The organism is Lentzea sp. NPDC051213, assembly GCF_044455585.1.
Taxonomy (GTDB): domain Bacteria; phylum Actinomycetota; class Actinomycetes; order Mycobacteriales; family Pseudonocardiaceae; genus Lentzea.
This window is the reverse complement of record NZ_JBITEX010000003.1, coordinates 527,108-547,563: the sequence shown is the minus strand read 5'-3', so window position 1 is coordinate 547,563 and position 20,456 is coordinate 527,108. Positions and strand designations below refer to the sequence as shown.

The following is a 20,456-nucleotide window of genomic DNA, read 5'->3' as shown; positions in this document are numbered from 1 at the left end:
CGGCCAGCCCTCAGTCCTCGAGAAGGTCAGCGAGGTGGTGACCGAAGCGGATCTCGAGGTCGCCGGGCTGCTGCATGCCCTTCTTGAACAGCTTGGCCACGCGCTGCTGCGTCTCCGGCCAGGCCAGCGCCCTGCCGAAGGCGGTCTGGCTCTCCAGCAGGTGTTCGGTCGCGGGCAGCGTCACCCGGTCGGTGAGCTGCTTGGCGGAGGCCACGGGCCGCTTGTCGAAGGAGGCGACTCGGCGGGCGAACGCGTCGACGAACGCGTCCAGCTCGGCGTCGGGGACCGCGCGGTTGATGTATCCGTAGCGCTCCGCGGTCCGCGCGTCGAAGTCGTCCGCGCCGATGATGATCTCCAGCGCGCGTGCGCGGCCGACCAGGTGTGCCAGGCGTTCCACGCCGCCTCCGCCGGGGATGACGCCTGCCCCGACCTCGGGCTGGCTCAGCACGGCGTTCTCCTCGCTGGCGAAGCGGAGGTCGCACGCGAGGGCGAACTCGCTGCCCGCGCCGCGGGCCCGGCCGCGGATCTTCGCGATCGACAGGACCGGCGCGGACGCGAGGCGGGTGAACAGGTCGGTCATGCCGGGCAGGCCGGACGGGCCGATCTCGCGTGCGGCGGGCACGGATTGGCCCGTCATGTCGAAGTGCGCGAGGAAGAAGTCGTCGATGGCGCTGTCGAACACGATGACGCGGACCTCGTCGCTCGCCTCCATGCGGTCCACGACCTCGCGCAGGCCGGCGAGGAAGGCGGTGTCGACGACGTTGAGCGGCGGGTTGTCGAAGGTCACCTGCCAGTACGCGGGCGAGATCTCCTGCACGTGGACGGCGTCTTGGCTCATGGTCCTACTTCCGTTCCGGTTGAGTCTCCACTCTACAGTCTGGATATATAAACACAACTCAGATAGGAGTGATGATTGCTGAGTTTCAGTTCACAAGTTCGGCTAGGATGAGCGGCATGAGGGTCTATTCCGACGAGCCTGCGTGCTCGATCGAGCGGAGTGTCGGGATCCTCGGCGAACGCTGGTCGCTCCTGATCATTCGGGAGATCTTCCGAGGTCATCACCGGTTCAGCGAGATCCGCGAGGCGCTCGGGATCGCGCCGAACCTGCTCAGCGCACGGCTGAAGTCGTTGATCGACGCGGACGTCATCGACACCCGCACCTACCAGGAGGCGGGCAGCAGGCCCAGGGACAGCTACCACCTGACGGCCGCGGGGAAGAACCTCCTGATCGTGCTGGCCGCCTTCCAGCAGTGGGGTGACAGCAACCTGCCGCGGCCCTCTGGACCATCGGCGTTGCGGCGCACGCGCCACGGAGATCGGCCGGTGCGCGTGGCGTTCCTGGACGACGCCGGCAACGAGGTGCCGGTCAGCGAGGTCGTCTTCGCCGCTCCCGAGTAGGGACCTGGCGGGCCGGTCAGCAGGGTGGGGTGTACGGGACGTCCGGAACGTGCCGGCGCCACTCGTCCTCGGTGAGGCGCGGCCCCGCCGAGTCGCAGGCTTCGGCGATCGCGGCGTCGAGGTTCGCGTTCAGCAGCCGCATGGTCGGATCGAACATGGTCCACACCAGCGTCCGGCCGTCCGGGCTGAACGCGATGTCGGCGACGGCGATGGCGGCTCCGGTCAGGGTGGCGATCTCGGTGACGTGCCGGGGATCGCTGACGTCCCACAGTCGCACCGTGCGGTCGTCACTGCCGGACGCGAGCGTGCGCCCGTCGGTGCTGAACGCGACGCTGCCGACGACGTCCTCGTGGCCGATGAGCGCGGGATGCTCGGAAGGCTTGCGGGGGTCGGAGACGTCCCACAGCCGCACGGGTTTGTCGTTGCCGCTGCCGACCGCGAGCGTGCGCCCGTCCGGGCTGAACGTCAGGTCGTACACGTCGATCCGGTTGCCCGACAGCGTCGCGATCTCGGCGCCGTCCTGCCACAGCCGCACGCTGTGGTCGTCGCTCCCGGTGGCGAGCGTCCTGCCGTCGGGGCTGAACGCCACCCCGCGCACCGCGTCCGTGTGGCCCCGCAGCACGGCGGTCTCGACGGGGTTGCGCGGGTCGCTGACGTTCCACAGCCGCACCACGCCCGTGCTGGAGCCGACCGCGACAGTGCGCCCGTCCGGGCTGAACGAGACCGCGCGGACAGCCCCCTCGCCGGTCAGCACGGCGATCTGCTGCTGCTCGCTCCACAGCCGCACGGTGCCGTCGTCGCCGCTGGACGCGAGGACCTTTCCGTCCGGGCGGTAGGACAGGGCGCGTACGGCGCCGGTGTGGCCGGTGAGGGTGCCGAGCCGCGCCGGTTTGCGCCGGTCGTCGACGTTCCACAGGTGGATCAGCCGGTCGCGGCCCGCCGTCGCCAGCGTGCCGTCCTTGCTGAACGTCGCCGCGTAGACCGCCTCGTCGTGAGCGGTCACGACGGTGGCCAGGGTGCTCAGCACGCCGTCACGGGTCTTGCGGGTCGCGGCGAGGTTGTGCGCGACGAGGCCGAGTTGCAGCCCGAGCGACGGGTTCGCGCGGTGCTCCACCACCGCCTCGGACGCGAGGTTCTGGGCGATCGCGCTGTTGCGTTGCGACGTGATCTCGTTGCGCGCCCGCACGGCGTAGATCGTCGTCGCCGCCGAGACGGTCAACAGCACCGCGAGCACGCCGACCAGGTAGGTGAGGCGTTTCGCCCGGCGCCGGGCGAGCACGTGTTCCTCGGCTTCGGCATCGGTGCTGGCCTCGACGAACGCCCGTTCGCGAGCCGTGAGCGCCTGAGATCGGGTGGCCCACTCGCGGGCGATCGCCAGCCGGGCTCCCCGGTACAGCGCGCTGCGGTCGCGGTCGAGTTGTTCCCACACCTCGGTGGCGTGGGTCAGCTCCCGGTGCACGCGCTGCCCGTCGCGGTCGCTGCTCAGCCATTCCCGCAACCGTGGCCACGTGCGGATCAGCGCCTCGTGGGTGATCTCGATGCTCTCCGTGTCGCGCACGACGAGCCGTGCGGCGGTGCACTTCTCCAGCACCACGGCGGTGTCCTGGTCGTCGTCGAGCTCAGCGGGGGAGATGCGGCGTTTGGTGTCCTCGGTGCTCTCGCCCAGCACGGCCAGGCGCCGGAAGAGGTCCCGCGCGCGGTCCTGCTGGCGTGCGTCGAACGAGCCGTAGACCGCCTCGGCCGTCTTCGCGAGCGCCCCGTCGATGCCGCCGACGGCCTGGAATCCGGTGAGCGTGAGCCGATTTCCGCTGCGACGACGCCAGGTCTCCAGCAACGCGTGCGACAGCAGCGGCAGCACACCCGCCCGGCCGTGGGCGTGCGCGACGAGCGTGGCGGCGAGGTTGCCCTCGACCGTGCAGTTCGCCTTCATCGCGGGCAACGTGATCGCCTGGCGCAGCTCCTCGGCCGTCATCGGGCCGACGGTGAACTGGGCGTCCTGCAGCGCGGCCGCCAGCTCGGGGATCATGCAGCAGTGCGTGTAGAAGTCCGCCCGCACGCTGAGCACCGCTCTGCGACTGAGCAGTTCGGCGATGAACTGAGACCGTTCGTCCGGGTCCTGGCAGAGGGTGAAGACCTCTTCGAACTGGTCGACCACGATCACGGTCTCCTGGTCGGCCGGGAAACCGGGCACCAGTTGCAACGGATGTTCGCCCGGCGTCAGAAGAATGTGCGCCGGCAGCTGCGGAAGAAGTCCCGCGCGAATCAACGACGACTTTCCCGACCCGGACGGGCCGAACACCGCGACGAATTTCTGCCGTTGCACACGAGTGAGGAGATCTTCGACAAGGCGTTCCCGGCCGAAGAACCGTGACGCGTCCTCGGCGCGATAGGCGGACAACCCGACATAGGGCGCCTCGTCGTCATCGTCCGGCTCGGCGACGTCCGGCTCGATAGCGACCGTCGCATTGAGTTCGGCCGCGAGAGAGTGCCACCGCTGCTCCCAGAGTTCGATGTCGCCGCCGCACGCGCGGACGTAGGCGAGCGTGACCTCCAGAGTGGGGAACCGGCGCCCGCCCGCGGCCTCGGCGAGCGTCGTCGCGGAGTAGCCGCCGCGCTTCCCGAGCTCGCGGTAGGACGGGCCGCCCGCGTCCTGACGCAAAAGCCGCAGGTCAACGGCGAACTCGACAAGAGGGGTCCCATCGAGCTCCAGCGGTCGCTCTGGTCTTGGCACCTGACGTCTTCCCCTCGGATCGAGTTGTCAGGTGCGTCGCTCTCCGGCGCCTGACAACACAACCACGCTATACACCACACGTCCGGCTTCGATGGCCAGCATTGGGGGTGTCATCGAAGCCGGACAGGAGCGCTGCGCCCGGCATTTCGTGCTGCCCGGCTTTCAGCGCACTCTCATCGCCGGGCCTTCCGAGTGAACGGCCTCGCGCCCCCGCCGGGGATCCGGGGGGACAGGCGGCGAAGCCCCCGACTGGGGTGGGGGCTTCGCCCCGCCAACGCCGAAACGCCTATGCCCTGGCGCCGCTCAACCGTTGCAGCAACACCTGCTCGATCACCGCGACGAGGACTTCCTTGACCGACTCGCGGTCTCGCGCGTCGCAAGCGACAAGTGGAATGTGCTGATCCACGCCCAATGCCTCGCGCACCTCGTCGAGGTCGAACATCTGGGCCTGGTCGAAATGGTTGACCGCGACGATGAACGGCGTGCCGTGCACCTCGAAGTAGTCCAGCACCGGGTAGCAGTCCTCGACGCGGCGGGTGTCCACCAGCACGATCGCGCCCAGCGCGCCGTCGACCAGGTCGTCCCACAGGAACACGAAGCGGTCCTGGCCCGGTGTGCCGAACAGGTACAGGATCAGCGACTCGTCCAGCGTGATCCGGCCGAAGTCCAGCGCGACCGTGGTGGTGTGCTTGTCCGGCAACGCGCCGGAGTCGTCGACGCCGACCGCGACCTCGGTCATCGCCGCTTCGGTGACCAGCGGCTCGATCTCGGAGATCGCGCCGATGAAGGTGGTCTTGCCGACCCCGAACCCGCCGGAGATGACGATCTTCGCCGAGGAGGGGCCGCGTGAGGGGTCAGAGCGCCCGGACAAGGTCGCGCATCCTTTCGATGGTGGCGAGCGGCAGCTCACCGGACTCCGCGATCGACACGTGCCTGGCCGTGGCCAGGTCACCGATGACCACTCGCGCGACCCCGATCGGCACCCCCAGCGCCGACGCGATCTCCGCGGTCGACAGCGGCCGCTGGCAAAGGCGGACGATCGCGCGCTCTTCGAACTGCAGTGGGGCGGACAACGCGGCCGGTTGCGCCTGCACCAACGTCTCGATCCGCAGGTCGTCGCGCACCGGCCGGGTCCGCCCGCTGGTGACGATGAACGGCCGCACCACCAGTTCGTCCACTTCGGACTCCCTGATCTGGCGCGGGTCCGCAGGCGCGTCGGCGGCCGGTTCGAACCAGGACTGCGGTCGGCTCGCCGGGATCATCCTGGGATCCGGGAGCCGGTGTGGGTCTTCGAAGTTCATCGCCGCAGGGTTTCTCGTAGTTCTGTGATCAGCGCCGGGTTGAGCAACGTGCCCGCGCGTTCGGCGAGCACCGCGATCTCGTAGCCGACCAGGCCGATGTCGCAGGAAGCGTCCGCGATCACGCCGACGCTGCTGCCGTCCGCGATCGCCGACACCAGCAGGAAACCTCGCTGCATCTCGATCATGACGAGCTTCAGGCCGTCGAAGTCGTAGCTGCGCGCCGCGCTGCGCGACAGGCTGACCAGCCCGGACACCATCGCGGCCAGCCGATCGGCCGCGTCGCGGGTCAGACCGTCGGACATGGCGATCAGCAGCCCGTCGGACGACACCGCGACGGCGTCGCGCACGCCGTCGGTGCTCCGCACGAAGTTGACCATCATCCAGTTGAAGGTCTGCGGGTCTTTCTGCCGAACGTCGGCCGTCACGGGGACTCCTCGATCTCGTCGGTGCCGCGCTGATGTGCCGAGCGGAACCGGGTCAGCATCGTGCGGACCTCCTCGGGCGACCGCTCCTCCACCGCGACGTGGGCCGGGCGGGGCGGGTTCGGCCTGGCTTCGATGGTCTTGTTCCTGGGGTTGCGTTTCACCAGGCCGTTGCGCGTGGTCCGGCTGGGCTCGGGGGTCTCGACGCGTGGTGGTCGCTGCAGCACCGCGGTGGCGGTGCCGTTGGTGGTGGGGACGTCCGCTTCGACCACCGGCCACCTGATCTCCCCGGTCGGTTCGGCCGGTGCCTGCGCCGGTACGACCGCTGGTGCGACCACAGGTTTGTCGGCGAGGATTTCCGCGGGAAGCAGGAGCCGGCCGACGATTCCGCTGACCGGGGACACGGTCAGCTCGACCTCGATGCCGAGCCGCTCGGCCAGCCTGCCGACCACGTAGTGGCCGAGGAACCGGGTCGGCGCGACGATGAAGTCCTCCTCGCCGCGCAGCCGGGCGTTGGCCTTGGCCAGCTGCTCCCGCGACATGCCCACGCCGTGGTCGACGACCGCGAGCATGTACTGGTCGCCCAGGCGCCGGCCGTGGATCTCCACCTCGAGGTCCGGCGGCGAGAACGCGAGCGCGTTCTCGATCAGCTCGGCCAGCATGTGCGCCAGTTCGCTGACCACCGCGCCGGTCACGTGCACGGTGTCCACGCGGCGCAGCGCAACCCGCCGGTAATCCTCCACTTCGGACAGTCCGGCACGGATGACGTCGGTGATGGCGAGCGGTTCGGCCCACCGCCGCGGGCTCTGCTCGCCGACGAGCACGAGCAGGCTCTCGGCGTTGCGGCGCATGCGGGTGGCGAGGTGGTCCAGCTCGAACAGGTTCGCGAGCGCCGCTGGGTCGAGCTCCTCGCGCTCGAACTCGCTGATGAAGCCGAGCTGTCGGCGGACCAGGTTCTGGTTGCGCCTGCCCAGGTTGGCCAGCGACTCGGTGGTGTTGCGGCGCAACAGGGCCTGCTCGCCGGCCAGTTCGAAAGCCGTGCTCTGCACCCGATCCAGAGCATGCGCGACCGACGCGATCTCATCCCCGGCACGGGCAGGCGCGCGCACCGGTTCCGGCGGAGCGGGCGTACTCGCGCCCGGCGCGTGCCAGCTGGCCACCGAGTCCGGCAGCCGCCGGGCAGCGATGTCGTGCGCCTCCGCGGCGAGTACGGCCAGCGGCCGGACGATCGACCGCAGACTGCCGACCACCAACGCCACCTCGAGACAGATCGCGAGCACGGCCAGGATCAGGAACACGACCAACGCACCGGTCGCGTCGTCGCGCAGGCCGGCCGCGCGCTGCCGGAGATCCTCGCCGACCGCGCGTTGCACCTCCCGCATCTGGTCGACGACCGAGGTCATCTGCGTCCACCACTCGACAGGATCGACGCGCTCGGCGATCGGCCCCTGCGCCGACGCGACGGCTTTTGTCTCGGAGTCGGCGGCTTTCAGAGCGAGTTCGGTCTTCAGACTGCCGTCCAACTGGGCCCGCCTGGCCACGCCGGCGTCGCGCTGGAACGCCGCGAGCGCGACCTGCTTGGCCGCGCGGATCTCGGTGAAGCGGATGTACTCGCCCGCACCGAAACGGCCCGCGGCGAAGACACCGTTGAGGAATCCGCGTTCCTGCGCGGTGGCCTCCTTGGCCGCGCCAAGCGCACCGAGCGCCTGCAAGCCGCGCCTGAGGTCCGAGTCGCGCGCCTGGTCGAGACCGGGTTCGACCTCGTTCAGCGCGGCGATTCCGGCGGTGTACCACTGAAACGTGGCGGCTTTGTCAGCACGACCCGCGTCCACGTTCTGCCTGGTCGTGACCAGGAGGTTGAGCCGATCGAGCGCGGCGCGCACCGCGGGTGCACCGGGCGTGCTGTCGTCCGCGACGGCGTTGTTCAACGTTCCCAACGCTTTGTCGGTCGCTTCCCGCTGGGGACCCATCGTCGCGGCGTAGCGGGACTCGCCGCCGAGCATGCCGTTGGTGAGTCCGCGCTCGCGTTGCAGTTCATGCGCCACGTCCTGCACGGTCAGCGCGAGCGAAACAGCCTTCTGAGTGTTGGAGGCGGCGGAGTAGTCGGCGAACTGACCGACCATCGTCACGCCGAGCAGGGCCAGCACGAGCGCCAACGACACCAGGAGGATCTGAGTCAACCGGTGGCGAATCGTCCGCGGCGTGATCAACCGCTTGAAGAGTTCGGCAGGTGCGCCGATGCCGGACGCTGACTGGTGGCGTGCGTTCACAGCGTCCTCCGATTGTGGAATCGACATCCGCCCACGAAAACGATTCCCGGCCATTGCCCCCGCCTGGGCACGCGATAACGTTGCACGAGGTCAAAACACTGTCAATACGACGAACGGTGGACCAGCCCGCCCATCTATTACCCCTGGTGACGGCGATCGGCTACCGTTCGGCGTAACCCCAGGTCAGGGTGATCGCACCATCACTATCGGTGACAGCGGTTCGAGTTAATACCATGTGAAGGAATGTAAACCGCACGTCACCATCTCCGACATACCGCGCCGTCGCGCCGGTGCGACTATTCACCGAAGCCCGGTCGCAGAAGCGCGCAGTTCTTTACCGCCCCTTTTCGCCATTGCCGGGTCCTGTCGCTTATACCTGAACATGACATCGCTGCGACCCGGCAGGTGTGTGAAAAATGAAGACTTCCGCATTGCCTCAATGGCTCCTGGACCTCGCGACGGCCCGCATGCACTACGAGGAGCGGTTCGGCTGGCCGGTGAGCATCTCGATCCACGAGCGACACCTCGCCATCGCGCTGGGGCGAACCCTCGACGCGATCGTCATGCCCGCCCCTCTCGCCACCCAGGTCCACACCCAACTCGGCATCGCCATGCTCTCGGGCCCCGTCATCGCGAACCCCGACGGCACGCTCTGGACCTTCCTCACCCAGCCGGCCACGCCAGGCCTGGCCATCGATCTGCCCGGCGTGCAGCGCGCAGGTACTCACACAGTGATCCCGACTCCGGGCACGGATTGGCGATGGGTCAAGGAACCGGGACCGAGGCACGTGCTCCCGTCGGTCTGCACCGTGGTGGCGACCACGCGCCGGATCCTCGCCGTCCCAAAAGGAATCTGAAGGTCGCCGTGTCCGGAGTGGACGATCTTGCCGGTGCTCGGGCCGCGGCCGGGCCCGAGCGTGATCACCGCCCGGTCAGCCGGTCAGGCCGATGACCTCCGCGAGATCCGCCCGGCCGCGGATGGCCAGTTTCCGGTACAGGTTCGTGAGGTGCTTCTCCACGGACCGCAGGCTCACCCCGTACCGCGTGGCGATCTCCAGGTTCGTGCGCCCCTCGGCGGCGAGCTTCGCCACCCTCAGCTCGGTCTTGGTCAACCCCGAGGTCGCGGCGACGGGGTGCGGGCTCGGGGCGTCCGCGGACTCGGCCGCGGTCTGGTCGATCAGCCCGGCCACCGTCGCCAGGCGGTGGCCGCGCGCCAGGTACTCCTCGGCGCTGCGGCGGTCGGTCTCGCTGAGCAGCCTGCCCAGTGACATCAGCGACTTGGCGAGCTCGGCCGTGTTGGCCGACTGCTCCAGCACGTCCACCGCCTCGCGCAGCATCGCGACGCCACGACCGCCGCCGATCAGCCTCCCGAGCACGCGCAGCGCGCGCCCCTTCGCGGCCGGGGCACCCCAGGCGTACGCCCGCCCGTACTCCTCCTCGGCCAGATCGATGGCCGCGTCGACGTCGCCCAGCTTCTCGTGCAGCCCGACGGCCCAGGCCCGCCACGGGAACAGCGTGGGGTTGGACCAGCCCGCGAGGTCCAGCTGCCTGCCGCAGTCGAGGAACTGCTCGAGGGCGGTCGCGGTGTCGCCGCGGGCCGCGACCACCGATCCGCTCACCATCCGCATCACCGCCGACAGGCTGTGGTCAGCGGTGGCCGCCTCGTCGTAGCGGGCCAGCAGCCGCTCGCACAGCAACTCGTCACGGGTCTCCAGCGCCACCGAGCCCAGCGTGATCATGGCCAGCGGGCCCGCCATGTCCCAGTCGAACGCGTCCGGTTCGAGCGACTCGACCGCGCGCGCCCTGGCCTCCTCGATCCGGCCGGAGTGCATCAGCACGAACGACTGCTCGAGACCGATGAAGTTCCGCTCGGTCGTCGCGCCCTGCTCCCGCGCGTGCTCCTCTGCCACGTCCAGCCACGAGGACAGCTCGGTCAGCGAGTCGGCCGTCGCCAGGGTGGTGACCAGGAGCGGCATCGCGGTGTAGACGTGGGCCAGGGAGGCGGGCTCGTGGGCCAGGATCGTCTCGCCCAGGGCGGCCACGTCGGACGCCTTCGCCCGCATCGCGATCGTGGTCGCGTGCAGGAGCACGGTGAGCAGCTCCCGTTCGCCCCCGCTTTCCACGCTCGGCACGTGGCCGAGTCCGCGCAGGCGCTCGACCGCTCCCTCCAGGCCGATCCGGTGGCCGACGTCCGCGTGCCGGACCCGTGCCTCCAGCCGGTGCGCGAGATCGCGGTCCACGCCCACCAACCCGGCCGGGACGCCCAGCTCGTCCGAGAGGTCCCGGATCAGGTCCCGCACCGGCCGGGTGGCCGCGCCGAGCACCGACGGTGCCAGCCGGACCACCGCGGCCGCGCGCTCGCGGAGTGATCTCAGCAGCGGGACGGCCTGGGAGATGTGCCGGACGGACGCGGCGGTGTCGATGCCGCGGGTCGCCGTGGCCAGCTCGACCAGCAGCCTGCCGCGGTCCTCGCCGTCGACGGAGCTGTCCAGCAACGCGCGCCGCAGGTAGCGGGCGGCCGACTCGGGCGCCCGCCTGCGCAGTGCCGTGTCCGCCGCAGAACGCAGGACGTCGATCGCGTAGGGACCCTGGGGCGCGGTGACCACCAGCAGCTGTGCCGCGACCTGTTCGGCCGGGAAACCGTGCTCGTGCAGCAGTTTCGCCGCACCCGCGTGGATGCGCTCGCGTTCGTCGACCGCCATCGACCGCTGCACCGCGTCCCGCACGGAGCGCAGCATCGATCCTGGCGACCAGTCGGCGGCGAGCAGTCCCAGCCTGCGCAGGGAGCGCAACGCCTCCACGGCTCCAACGGGGTCGAGGCCCGCGAGCCGGATGGCCAGGTCCTCGTCCGCGCCGTCGCCCAGCACCGCGATCGCCTTGGCGAGGGCGCGCACCGAGTACGGCTGCGCGCGCAGGCACGGGTCCAACCAGTCGCACAGCGACAGCGGACGCGCTGTGCGGGCCTTGCCCGCGCTGTCCGCCAGCGGCCGGCACCCTCGGTCGACCAGGTCCTGCAGCACCGACCACAGGAGCATCGGGTTGCCACCGGTGCTCTCGTGGCAGGCCAGCACGAACTCCTCGTCCCCCGGTTCGCCGAAGTGCTCGCGCACGAGCGTCCTGATCGCCCTCACCGACAGCGGTGGGGGCCGCAGCACGCTCGACGCCGCGGCGACCAGGTCCCTGACCAGCGGGACCTCCGCGCCGAGGTCACCTTCCCTGATGGAGACGACCACCAGCAGCCGCAAGCCGTGCAGCCGTCTGGCCCGGCTGCCCAGCCATCGCAGCGACACCTCGTCCGCCCACTGGAGGTCGTCGACCAGCAGCATCAGCGGTTGCGCGGCGGTGCACTCGCGCACCCGCCTCTCCAGGCTCAGCGGGTCGTCGGCGGGCGCCGCCACGCCGAGCAGCCTGCGGACCAACCCGAACTCGTCGTCGCTCTCCAACGCCGACGCGCTCGCCGACAGCGTCCGCACCCCGTGCTCCGCCGCCAGATCGGGCAGGGCAGCCAGCAACGACGACTTGCCGTTGCCGAGCGGGCCGCCGATCACCAGCAGGGATCCGCTGCTCGCGATGGCCTGGTGCAGGGCTTCTTCGACCTGGTCGAACTCGGCTTCACGCTCCAACAGCATCCAGATCACCCCCTTCGCCCACCAGGTCCAGCGCCGGACCCAGCTCGGCTCTCCCGGCGACGCCGATCTTGCGGTAGATGCTGGTCAGGTGTGCCTCGACCGTGCGTCTGGTCACGGCGAGCCCGAGCGCGATGTCCGAGTTGGACAGGCCTCGGGTGACCAGCCCGGCGACCCGTCGCTCGGACGGGGACAGCACCGACATGATCCTGGTGCTCAACTCGTGCGCCCGGCAGCCGAGCGGCCGCACGCCGTGGACCGCCGCGAGCTCCGTCACCTTCCGCAGCAACGGCACGACGTCCGCCGTCATCCCGGTCTTGAGCTTGAGCTCGGCCAGCTCGACGACTGCCTCCGCGTACCTCAGGCGCCACGGGGCACCGCGCAGGACCCGCACGGCCCGCGCGGTGTTCCGATCCGCGTCCGCGCCTTCCATGACCATCCCGGCCCACATCAGCGAGGCGCCGACCACGCTCGGCGCACCCCAGCGCTCGGCGAGGCCGAGTTCCTCGTCGACCAGCCTGATCGCCTCCTCGGTCTCGCCGCACGCCTGGTGCGCGAGGGCGGCCTGGGACCGCCACGCCGCCAGCGCGGGGTTCACCCACTGCCGCGCCCGCAGCCTGCGCCCGCACTCGTGGAAGTGCTCCAGCGCGAGCCGGGGCTCACCCGCGTGCAGGCACACCAGGCCCTTGACGAACAGCAGCCGGATCCACGCCGACCCGCGCTCGACCCCGCCCGGCCACGACATGTCGACGACCTGTTCGGCGAGGTCCCACCTCCCGTGCTCGAGGTGCACCATGGCCCGCGCCGACACGATCAACGGTTGTCTCATGGGGTGCCAGCTGTGCAGCGGCACCATCGCGAGCGCCTCCTCCAGGTCGGCCGTCGCCTGGTCCAGCAACCCGAGCCGCGAGTGCAGTTCCGCGCGCCGCACGAGCGTGGTCGCGGTCAGCACGTGGGCACCGCGGCTGCGCGCGTCGGCGATCACCGTCTCCAGTCCGGCCGCCGCCATCCGCACGTCGTCGGTCAGCACCAACGTCCGGCAGGCCTGGAGCCGCGGCAGGACGAGCCGGTCGGGCCGCCGGTCGGTCAGCGCCGCCAACGCCAACGCCCGCGCGCCCACCAGGTCCCTGCCCTTGACCAGCACCTCCCAGGCCGCCACGCCCGCCCGGTCCGGATCCGACGGGTGCTCCGGCAGTTCGCGGACCGCGGGCTGCCTCATCTCGGGCGCGTCGTGCGGGGCGTCCTCGGCCAGCCAGTACAGGGAGTTCAGTGAAGCGCGCTCGGACTCGGTGATGCCCGGCCGGTCGCACACCTTGATGACCGCGCGCTGGAGCGCGTCGACATCTCCTCTGCCCAGCAACAGGTCCGCGGCGTGCAGCCGGTGCCGCGCGGCCTGCGCGCCGACCGTCCCGAGCACGCCGACGAGCCTGCGGTCACTGGAGTCCGGGAGTCCGAAGACCTCGGCCACGGCCAGCTCGATCTGCAGCCGCACCCGGCGCAGGTCGTCCATCGGTTCGCGCAGGGCCCTGGCCAGCAGTGCGGAGGCGGCGCGGTGGTCGCCACGCGACGCGCTCCGACCGGCTTCGCACCACAGCGCCCACACCGCCCAGTCCGCGCCGACGCGACGCGCGCCGAGCAGCATCCTGGCCAGACCCACGTCGGCGATCCCGGTGCGGTAGCCGAGTTCCGCGGCCTTGGCGTACAGGTCTTCGCGCCGGCGGACGCTCATCCCGGCGAGCACCCGCTTCACGCCGATGGCGTCGACCATCCGCGGCGCCCGCTCGTCGGTCACGATCCCCGCGTCGACCAGCCTGCCGAGCGCCACCGCGGGAGGCACCTCCCGCAGCCCGGCGAGCGAGCAGACCAGCTCGAACCCGACGTCCTGGCCGCACACGGCGATCGCGCGGAGCATCTCGACCACCTCGCCGGGCAGCCCGTCGACCAGGTGCGCGATCTGGTCGCCCCTGGCCTCGTCGGCACGGGTGGTCAACTCGTCGACGTGGTCGGTCAGCGGCGACAGCCCGGCGCGGACGACGTCGTCGAGCGCCGCGTGCAGCACCCACGGGTTGCCGCCGGTCGCGTCCACGGCCCCCTCGGCGAACCACTCTGGGACGGGCTCGCCCTGGCGTTGCTCGATGAGGGTCCGCACGCCGTCCGCGCGCAGCGGGGCGAGGTCGACCACCCGCACCGGTACCGAGGTGTTCGAGCGGAAGACCTGGTCCCAGGTGTGCCGCAACGGTTCGCTGGTGGTGAGCACCAGGGCCAGCGGGGTGCCCGCCAGGTTCCGCAGCAGCACCTGGAGCCAGTGCTCGGACTCCTCGTCGATCCACTGCACGTCGTCGACCAGGAGCAGCAGCGGCCGGTCCTCGTTGCGGTCGAGGAAGTTCCGGCACAGCACCGGGATCGACTCGGTGGGCGCCGGGGCACCAGGATCCAGCTGCGCGACCAGGCCGAAGCCCTGTTCGGTCTCCGTCCACGAGCAGTGCCCGACGGCCACGCGGCATCCGCTGTGCCGTGCGTGCGCGCCCGCCCACCTGATCAGCGCGCTTCGGCCGAGACCGGTCCGTCCTCTGATGACGACCGCGGAAGCCTCGCCGGACAACGCGTCCGACACCGCGCGGCGCAGGACCGCCAGCTCGGTGTCCCGCTCGACGAGCTGGTGATCGGCACCCAACCGCGGAAGTTGACGACCAGGCGACTTCGGACTCACGACGACCCCCTCGAAGGTTTCGGCAGACAGCGTTGTCCTGCCCGATCTGGCAGACCTCCTCACGGGGATAATCGATCCACCGGATCCATCCGCAGTGCCGCTTTCAGATGTGCGCGCCCGGCCACCCCGAGCTTGCGGTAGGTGCCGGTCAGGTGGGTCTCCACCGTGCGGACCGAGATCACCAACGACTCGGCGATCTCCCGGTTGGACATGCCGTTCGCCGCCATCACGGCCACCTTCCGCTCGCTCTCCGTCAACGCGTCCACCCGTGCGACGGCGAACGGCCCCATCCGCCCGCCCGCCAGGACGAGGTGGTCGCGGGCGACGACGGCGAGGCGCCGGTAGCCGCAGCGCGCCGCCGAGTCGACGGCCCGGCGCAGGTGCAGACGGGCGCCCTTGACGTCGTCGAGCCCCAACCGCGCCCGGCCCAACAGGTACTCCGACCTGGCGTGCAGCAGCCGGGCGGGCGAGGTGTCCAGCAGCTCGACCGCTTCTTCCAGCAGGGCGATGCCCCGGCGTCCCGGTGTCGCCACTCCGCGCGCCAGCAGGGCGCGCGCGACGCTCTGCGTCGTGCTCCAGGACCGGGTGAGTTCCTCGCACTGCTCGGCGATCGCCATCGCTCGCTGAGGCTGGTCCGACTCCATCAGCAGGCAGACGGCGTCCAGCCGCCACGGCGCGAGCAGCGGGTTGACGATGCCCGCCTCGTCCAGCATGCGGCCGCACGCCAGCAGGTCCTCCAGCGCGCCCTCCTGGTCGCCTTCCGCCACGGCGATCTCCGCCCTGGCCATCCAGAACCACGGCGAGTAGCTGACGAGCTGGCCCAGTCGTGGCAGCACCGCCCTGGCCCCTTCGGCGTCGTTCTGCTTGACCAGGATGGACGCCAGTGCGATCCGCGGTCTCGCCGCGTGGCCTTCCCAGTCCTCCCGGCCGGCCATCCGCACCGCGACCCGCGCGTCCACCGCGCCCTCGTTGAGTCCGCCCACGTCCGCCCACGCGGCCGACCGCAACGCCAGCGCCGCGTAGTGCAACGACGCCTCCCCGAGCCGCCTGCAGGCGTTGACCACCAGGTCGAGAGCGTCGAGAGCCTCGGCGAACTCGCCGGCGAGCAGGAGCACCTCGGCCGAGGTGAGGAACGACAACCCGTCGAGCTCCACCTGGCGCAGCCGCAGTGCCTGCCGCGCGTGCGCCACCGTCGACTCGACGGATCCGCCGCCGCTCGCGGAGGCCAGGGCGAGCACGCCGAGCAGTCGACGCTCGGCCGGCGTGTCGCCCGCGGGTGCCTGGATGCGCAGGGCCTGGACCGCGGCGAAGGTGGACTTCTCCGCCATGCCGGTGAGCAGGAGCGCGGTCCAGACCAGCATGAGCAGGTCCCGGTCCGCCGAGCCGGGCGCGTCCCCGAGTTCGCTTTCCAGCTCCTTCAGCACCCCGTTGAGGACGTCGAACCCCTCCTGCGCGCGCTGGACGGTGATCGAGGCCTGGGCGAACCTGAGCGCGACCCTCGCGCGGACGCGGACGTCCGACGTCATCCCCAGCGTCTCCCTCAACAGCGGCAGCGCCGACGGGGGAGCCGACTGGCAGAGCGCGTCGGCCAGCTCGACCCGGACGTCGACGTCGAGCGGCTCCGCGGCCAGCACCGGCAGCAGGTAACGCGCCGCGTCGCGCGCGCACGCCCGGTGCGCGGCGTCCCGCAGCGTGTCGATCATCCACCGCTCGCCGATCAACGGCAGCGACACCAGCTGGTCCGCGACCCGCCCCGCGGGGTACCCGGCGTCGTTGAGCAGCCGGGCGGCGCGGGTCCTCAGGTCGGCCAGCTCGTCCGAGGACAACCCGTCGAGGGCCGAGGCGTCGGTGGCCTGCCCCTTCATCGTCAGCAGCCTGTTCGCGCGCAGGTCGTCGATCGCGGCGGCGACCTGCTGGTCGGGGACACCCGCCAGTGCGCCGACCAGTTCCGGCTCCGCGGTGCCGAGCACGGTGATCGCCCTCGCCACGGCCTGGCTGAACCCGGACCTGGGACCGAGCTCGGCACCGGAGGGCAACGGCGCCAGGTCGAGGGTGGTGTACCGCTCGTGCGCGGCGATCTCCGCCCGCACCGCCTCGCCCCTGACAGGCTCGCCGGTGCGCTCCGACAGCAGGAGCAGCAGGGGCAGGTTGACCGACAGCCGCAGCAGGAGTTCCACCCAGCGCAGCGAACGCGTGTCGCACCGCTGCGCCTCGTCCAGCACGATGACCAGCGGACGGTCCTTCAGGAGGTTGACCGTCAACTGGTGCAGCGAGTCGGGTGTGAGCACCGACGACGGCAGCCCGAGCGGCGCGAAGAGCGCGCGCACCGTCGAGCATTGGGAACCGGTCCGCTCGCACATCGTGCGCAGCACCATCGCGTCGTCGCACCACGGTCCGGCGAGGACCGCGTCGAGCAGGGCGGCCTTCCCGATCCCGGCCGGGCCGCGGACCACCACCGCCTGCGCGTGGCCCTCCCGAACAGACGCCATCCGATCAGCCAGCACCTCTAGCTCATTGCCTCGGCCAATCGGTGCGACGGACACGGCCAGCCTCCAACAGACACAATGCGAACAAACTGCTATGCGGCGGCCTCGCAGTGACAACTACACTAGCGGCTATTCGCGCATTCGTCCGGTGAAAATTGATTCTATCGTCGGGATAGACGATTCCTTCTGCGGAACCATGTCGGGACCATGTCGGGCCTATGTCAACAGGGGCCCCGTGTCGGCACCACTCGTTCCGCCTGGACGAATCTTGACTCGTCAAGTTTCTTGTGCGGTACGTGGCGCGAACAGCGCAAAGATTCTACTCACCATGGCCTCGAGCGGGAATGAAACCGTTTTCGAAATCTATCAGCTAACATGAAATGCATTCAGGTTCTATTGCTGTGGTCGAATGCGCGGTCGTGACGCCTTTCGTCTCAATACGCGGGAAGTCTTAGTTGCCCAGTCGATCGGGGCACTACCGGATCAGCGGCCTTGTCACCGAATCGGCGCTGCCGCACGGAATTCGGCCGATCCGCGCGCGGGCGGTCCGGTGAGGGCTTGATCAGGACGTCCGGTGCTCGCAGGGCACGGAGAGCCGCCCCATCAGGCCCTGGCCGCTGTCGTCGGTGGCGTGCGCGGGGTGGCGGGTCACCGACAGGTGACCGACAGGATCGGAGCGGAAGCCACGCACGGGTGCTGCGCGGCGCCGGCCACCGTGCCGCGCCCGCCAGCGCCGCCACCGTCCGGCGGCGCCGTCGACTCCTGCGCAGGCAGGAGTCAGGTCAGGATGTTCCCGCCTCCGGCGCGGGCGACCCGTGACCTCCTGGGGTCGAGCTGGATGTACACGCGCTGCAACCAGCGGTCCTCCCCGTCGTAGCGGGGGTGGAACGAGGTCCTGCCGTGCAGGGAGAGCCGGTTGTCCACGATCGCGAGGTCGCCCGGCTGCAGGATGAACGTGCGCCGCACCTGGTCGAAGGCCTCGCGCAGTTGGTCGAGGGCGGTCGCCGCCACCACGTCCACCGGGTCGGTCGCCGAGAAGTCGACCCGGATGTTCGGGTCTTCAGGATCGCCTTCGAGCACCGGGCGCGGTCCCGCGAAACTGACGGTGTTGCCGAAGGACGGCGGCGGGCTGGTCACGAACCGGGGCTGGCCGAGCACCTCGCGGATCTGCCTGGGCAGCAGCTCGACCGCCCGCCGGACACACGAGGTGCGCAGTCCCGCGACGTTGTCGTGGTCGTTGCGCAGGCAGAGCAGCGCGACGTAGTCCGGGGTGTGCTCGTGGAACGCGTTCTCGGTGTGCATCTTGAGGGTGACCGACCCCGCGTTCCCCTGGAAGTCCTCCTGGCCGGGGACCGGGACGACGTCGTGGACCAGCGCGCCGCCCTTCTCCTGGCGGAACGAGACCACGTCGCCGACCTGCATGCACGCCAGCACCAGGGCGCCGGCCGGTTCGGTCGGCCTGCGCTGCACCGAGCCCGCGACGTTCGGGGTCGGGACGGCGTTCGGCCCCATGACCGGCAGCCCCCGGACGAGCAGGACGCCTTCCCTGCCGGGGTCGCGGCGGAAGCGGCGCAGGGACTCGCGCAGCCCCAGCGGCAGCTGATTGGACAACTCGCGCGCCTGGTCCATCCACTCCGTCGTGTCGATCGCCGCGTCCGGGTCGAGGGTGAGGTCTGCCGCGAGCCGTCGGACGGCCTGCCGATCGCTCTTGTTCAGCACCACGGGGTTCACGTCATCGAGCAGCGTGCTGCCGACGTTCAGTTGAGTCGTCATGGTCGTCCAGAGTGGACAGGGCCGCCGCGTGCCACATCGCCCATGTTGTCAAGGACGTGGGCGTAATCCGGAGTAGCACGATGGGCGATGTGCTCCCGGCTGGTGCCGGAGATCGTTGTTACCGCCTGGCTGATCCGAGACTTCGCGAAGGCTTCCGGGGTCTCGCACAACGCCCCCAAGGTGGTGAATCGCATGAACAACAACGTCAACAACAACAACCTGAACAACAACGTCAACAACGTGAACAACAACGGCTGAGGACGCTGAACCGCCGAACTCGTTGCGACGGAGCACTTGTGTCGTAACGGGTTCGGCACTTCCACCCGGAGGTTGTCATCGTGGAATGCGCGTTGTCCGTCGGACAGGAAGCGCTGTGGTTCATCCATCGCATGGCGCCCGAGAGCGCGGTCTACAACGTCGCGTGGCCGATGCGGGTGCACACCCGGATCGACGTGCCGACCCTCGCGCGGGCGACGGCGATGGCGGCCGAGCGGCACGGTGTCCTGCGCTCGGTCTTCACCGAGGTCGAGGGCCTGCCGCGCCGGATCATCAGCGACACCGGGCCGTTCGGCCTCGAGGTGCGCGACGTGCCGGGCATCGACGACGAGGAGTTGGTGCGGCTCGTCCGCGACGAGGTCGCCCGGCCGTTCCGGCTCCAGGCGGGCGCGCCGTGCCGGCTCGTGCTGCTGCGGGTGGCGGCCGACAACGCCGCGCTGGTGTTCGTGTCGCACCACATCGCGATGGACCTCCCGTCGCTCGTGGTGGTGCTCCAGGACATTCTCGACGCCTACCAGGCCCTGTTGGCCGGCGGACGGCCCGACTGGCCGCCGCTCACCCTCACCTACGCCGACTTCGTCGCCAGGGAACGCAAGCTGCTCGACTCGCCTCGGGCCGACGTGCTGGTGGGCCACTGGAGGGACGTCTGCGCGGGCGCGCCGACCCTGCTGGACCTGCCGACCGACCGGCCGCGTCCGGCGCGGCAGCGGTTCCGGGGCGCGTCGGTCGACATCATGCTGCCCGACGACGTGGTGGTGGGGCTCGTCCCCGCGGCCCGCGCGAACCGGGTGACCCCGGTGCGGCACCTGCTCGCGGTGTTCCAGACGCTGCTCTACCGCCACACGCACCAACAGGACTTCCTGCTCGGCTGCGCGGCCACGTCGACATTCGGGTTCGACCGCAAGGGCGTTCCCGGCTTCTACACCAACACGATCCCGTTGCGCGCGCGTTGTGCGGCGGGGACGACGTTCAGCGACGTCACCGCGGAGGTGAACCGCCAGCTGGTCGCGGGCATGGCGCACGTGGACTACCCGTTCGCCCTGCTGCCGAAGGCACTCGGCCTGCCCCGGCTGCCCGGTACGAGCCCGTTGTTCCAGGTGATGGTGAGCATGGTCTCGGTCGGTCGCGCCAAGTCGCTGATGGAGATGGCCGCGGGAGGCCACGGGTTCGAGATGGACTACGCGGGACTGTGGCTGTCCACCATCGGTGTCGGCCAGCAGGAAGGCCAGTTCGACCTGACCCTCGAGGTCGTCCGCACCGTCTCGTCGGTGCGCTGTGACTTCAAGTACGACATCGATCTCTTCGACGAGGCCACGATCCGCAGGCTTTCGGACCACTTCGTGCGGCTGCTCCGCGCGGCCGCGGCCGACCCGGACCAGCGCGTGGTGGACGTCCCGCTGACGGACGAGTCCGAACGCGCCCGTCTGCTGGCTTTCGCGACCGGCCGCTGACAACTCCAGGAA

The 20,456-nt window shown here is 70.4% G+C and carries 15 protein-coding genes; 4 read left to right on the top strand and 11 right to left on the bottom strand.

All coding sequences use genetic code 11. The features are described 5' to 3' along the window. Positions 1 to 10: 10 nt before the first annotated feature. Positions 11 to 838 carry an enoyl-CoA hydratase/isomerase family protein gene (locus ACIA8G_RS15685; RefSeq protein WP_396419143.1) on the bottom strand — a complete coding sequence of 276 codons (828 nt, stop codon included), beginning with the start codon at positions 836 to 838 and terminating at the stop codon, positions 11 to 13. A 116-nt stretch (positions 839 to 954) separates the two neighbouring features. Between ACIA8G_RS15685 and ACIA8G_RS15680 the strand changes: the two genes are divergently transcribed. Continuing rightward, a complete protein-coding gene (locus tag ACIA8G_RS15680; protein ID WP_396419142.1) occupies positions 955 to 1,398 on the top strand; it encodes a winged helix-turn-helix transcriptional regulator in 444 nt (147 codons plus the stop codon). Between the two features lie 16 nt (positions 1,399 to 1,414). Here ACIA8G_RS15680 and ACIA8G_RS15675 read toward each other — a convergent pair whose 3' ends face one another. The 5 genes from ACIA8G_RS15675 to ACIA8G_RS15655 all read right to left on the bottom strand — a co-directional run bounded on the left by ACIA8G_RS15675 (position 1,415) and on the right by ACIA8G_RS15655 (position 8,122). Then, positions 1,415 to 4,129: an XRE family transcriptional regulator gene (locus tag ACIA8G_RS15675; protein ID WP_396419140.1), complete on the bottom strand. Its 2,715-nt coding sequence runs from the start codon at positions 4,127 to 4,129 to the stop codon at positions 1,415 to 1,417. Positions 4,130 to 4,415: 286 nt separating this feature from the next. Beyond that, positions 4,416 to 5,000: a GTP-binding protein gene (locus ACIA8G_RS15670; protein ID WP_396419139.1), complete on the bottom strand. Its 585-nt coding sequence runs from the start codon at positions 4,998 to 5,000 to the stop codon at positions 4,416 to 4,418. After that, positions 4,984 to 5,430, bottom strand: a complete 447-nt coding sequence (locus ACIA8G_RS15665; RefSeq protein ID WP_396419137.1) for a DUF742 domain-containing protein — start codon at positions 5,428 to 5,430, stop codon at positions 4,984 to 4,986. Before ACIA8G_RS15665 ends, ACIA8G_RS15670 begins: the two co-directional genes overlap by 17 nt. Continuing rightward, positions 5,427 to 5,855: a roadblock/LC7 domain-containing protein gene (locus ACIA8G_RS15660; protein ID WP_396419135.1), complete on the bottom strand. Its 429-nt coding sequence runs from the start codon at positions 5,853 to 5,855 to the stop codon at positions 5,427 to 5,429. The genes ACIA8G_RS15665 and ACIA8G_RS15660 overlap by 4 nt, the downstream gene beginning before the upstream one ends. After that, the gene (locus ACIA8G_RS15655) at positions 5,852 to 8,122 is read right to left on the bottom strand and encodes a nitrate- and nitrite sensing domain-containing protein (protein WP_396419134.1); all 2,271 of its coding nucleotides are present in this window, start codon (positions 8,120 to 8,122) and stop codon (positions 5,852 to 5,854) included. The genes ACIA8G_RS15660 and ACIA8G_RS15655 overlap by 4 nt, the downstream gene beginning before the upstream one ends. A gap of 416 nt (positions 8,123 to 8,538) precedes the next feature. Between ACIA8G_RS15655 and ACIA8G_RS15650 the strand changes: the two genes are divergently transcribed. After that, entirely contained in the window at positions 8,539 to 8,979 is a 441-nt protein-coding gene (locus ACIA8G_RS15650) for a hypothetical protein (RefSeq protein ID WP_396419133.1), read from the top strand. A gap of 75 nt (positions 8,980 to 9,054) precedes the next feature. Here ACIA8G_RS15650 and ACIA8G_RS15645 read toward each other — a convergent pair whose 3' ends face one another. From ACIA8G_RS15645 to ACIA8G_RS15625, 5 genes are all read right to left on the bottom strand, one after another. Next, complete coding sequence (locus ACIA8G_RS15645; protein WP_396419131.1) at positions 9,055 to 11,751, bottom strand: AAA family ATPase; 2,697 nt, start codon at positions 11,749 to 11,751, stop codon at positions 9,055 to 9,057. Then, a complete protein-coding gene (locus tag ACIA8G_RS15640; protein WP_396419130.1) occupies positions 11,735 to 14,458 on the bottom strand; it encodes an AAA family ATPase in 2,724 nt (907 codons plus the stop codon). Before ACIA8G_RS15640 ends, ACIA8G_RS15645 begins: the two co-directional genes overlap by 17 nt. Before the next feature lie 59 nt (positions 14,459 to 14,517). Continuing rightward, entirely contained in the window at positions 14,518 to 17,001 is a 2,484-nt protein-coding gene (locus ACIA8G_RS15635; protein ID WP_396419129.1) for a LuxR C-terminal-related transcriptional regulator, read from the bottom strand. 505 nt (positions 17,002 to 17,506) lie between these two features. Beyond that, positions 17,507 to 17,635 (bottom strand): hypothetical protein, encoded by a 129-nt coding sequence (locus tag ACIA8G_RS15630; protein ID WP_396419128.1) that lies wholly within the window; start codon positions 17,633 to 17,635, stop codon positions 17,507 to 17,509. An 86-nt stretch (positions 17,636 to 17,721) separates the two neighbouring features. Next, complete coding sequence (locus ACIA8G_RS15625) at positions 17,722 to 18,717, bottom strand: TauD/TfdA family dioxygenase (protein ID WP_396419127.1); 996 nt, start codon at positions 18,715 to 18,717, stop codon at positions 17,722 to 17,724. 87 nt (positions 18,718 to 18,804) lie between these two features. Here ACIA8G_RS15625 and ACIA8G_RS15620 point away from each other — a divergent pair, with 87 nt between their 5' ends. After that, entirely contained in the window at positions 18,805 to 18,975 is a 171-nt protein-coding gene (locus ACIA8G_RS15620; RefSeq protein ID WP_396419125.1) for a hypothetical protein, read from the top strand. A gap of 80 nt (positions 18,976 to 19,055) precedes the next feature. Further along, complete coding sequence (locus tag ACIA8G_RS15615; protein WP_396419124.1) at positions 19,056 to 20,444, top strand: condensation domain-containing protein; 1,389 nt, start codon at positions 19,056 to 19,058, stop codon at positions 20,442 to 20,444. The last annotated feature ends 12 nt before the right edge of the window (positions 20,445 to 20,456 follow it).